Origin of the sequence: Nostocoides japonicum T1-X7 (assembly GCF_001046855.1) — a bacterium.
GTDB classification, from domain to species: domain Bacteria; phylum Actinomycetota; class Actinomycetes; order Actinomycetales; family Dermatophilaceae; genus Nostocoides; species Nostocoides japonicum.
Genome location: NZ_HF570958.1, coordinates 5,160,542 through 5,162,321, shown reverse-complemented (window position 1 = coordinate 5,162,321; position 1,780 = coordinate 5,160,542). Strand labels below are relative to the sequence as shown.

1 protein-coding gene is annotated in these 1,780 nt (G+C 70.3%); it reads left to right on the top strand.

The window, feature by feature from the left end:
- Positions 1-239 precede the first annotated feature (239 nt).
- On the top strand, positions 240-1,232 hold the full coding sequence (locus BN12_RS23280) for a stage II sporulation protein M (RefSeq protein WP_048551989.1): 993 nt from the start codon (positions 240-242) through the stop codon (positions 1,230-1,232).
- The last annotated feature ends 548 nt before the right edge of the window (positions 1,233-1,780 follow it).

Genomic DNA, 1,780 nt, shown 5'->3' with positions numbered 1-1,780 from the left:
ACCTGCCGTGTCCCCTGTTCGGCAGGTGTGGGCTTTCCGTGGTCGGGGAGTTCTGGGGACCACGACAACCCCGCACCTGCCGTGTCCCCTGTTCGGCAGGTGTGGGCTTTCCGTGGTCGGTGGCGTCTGGCGACCACGACAACCCCGCACCTGCCGAGACCCCCGGAGGCGTTGGCAGGCAAGACGATCGCGGTGCTGGTGGGCGAGGGCGAGGGGCAGTCGCTCGCTAGGGTTAAGGCGTGGACCTCGACGCATTCGTCGCGCACAACGAGCCGGTGTGGCACCGACTCGACGCGCTCGTCCACCGTCGTCGCCCGACGGCCGACGAGGCCGACGAGCTCCTCGACCTCTACCAGCGCACCTCGACCCACCTGTCGGTCGTCCGCAGCTCGGCACCCGACCCGTCCCTCGTGCGGTACCTGTCGGCCCTGCTCACCCGGGCCCGCATCGCCCAAGCCAGCCGTCGAGCCTTGTCGTGGCGGGACGTCCTGTGGTTCTGGACGCACTCGTTCCCCGCGGCGCTCTATCGACTGCGGTGGTGGTGGCTGTCGGTGTGGGGCGCCAACCTCGTCGTCGTGACGATCATCGTCGCCTGGACGATGCACCACCCCGAGCTCTACTCCCAGGCCCTGACGAAGGCGGAGATCGACCGGCTCGTCAACACCGACTTCGCCGGCTACTACAGCGAGTACGCACACCACGAGTTCGCGACGATGGTCTGGGTCAACAACGCCTGGGTCAGCGCGCTGTGCATCGCGATGGGCGTCCTCGGCTTCCCGGTCGTCATGCTGCTCTGGTCCAACATCCTCAACGTCGGCATCATCGGAGCGCTCATGCTCGAGCACGGGCGGGCCAGCCTCTTCTTCGGAATGCTGCTGCCACACGGTCTCCTCGAGCTGACCGCGGTCTTCGTGGCGGCCGGTGCGGGGCTGCGGCTCTTCTGGTCGTGGATCGACCCGGGTGCGCGGACCCGCGCGCAGGCCTTCGCCGAGGCCGGGCGGACGGCGATCGGCATCGCGATGGGACTCGTCGCCGTGCTGCTCGTCAGCGGCCTCATCGAGGGGTTCGTCACGCCGTCGGACCTGCCGACCTGGGCACGTGTCGGCATCGGCGTCCTCGCCCTCCTCGCATTCCTCGCGTATGTCTTCACGCTCGGCCGGCGTGCGGCCCGGCAGGGCGTGACGGGTGACCTCGACCGCCGGGACGTCGGCGACACGGCGCCCCTCGCCTGACGTCCGCTTCCCCACCCGAGACCCGTGAGGTGGCGGGGTGCCGCCCGGCTCGAACACGGTGATCCGGCCCCCGGCGGCCCTTCGTGCTCGGCGGTGTCCACTCATCGTCACCCAGGACCCTCGCGTCCGGGTGCGCGTCGCCGAGCGGTGGGTCGCGCGACACACGGACACCCAATGCCGTCCCCGTCCCGTGCTCGTCGTGCGTGGGCGCCGCGCGCGGTCCGGCTCTGTGGCGGGATTGGGTGTCTGTCGGCCCCACCGACAGGACATAGAGGCGCCGCCTACCCGAGGGCCAGGTCTTGTGAGCACGGCCGGCGTCCCGGTCGGCCGGCCCGCACACCGATCGTCCTGCCCATCGGGCCGGTCCGGGCCGGTCCGGGCCAGCGCTGGGGCGTTCCTCATACCTGCGGCCTCGACGAGAGACCCGCTACCTCGGCGAGAGACCCGCTGCCTCGACGAGCTTTATCGGGTCACCCCGGAACACTGAGCTTCACCCCACTTCCCTTGTCGGGTGAAGCCACGTCTTGTCGGGTCACCCGGTAAAGCGT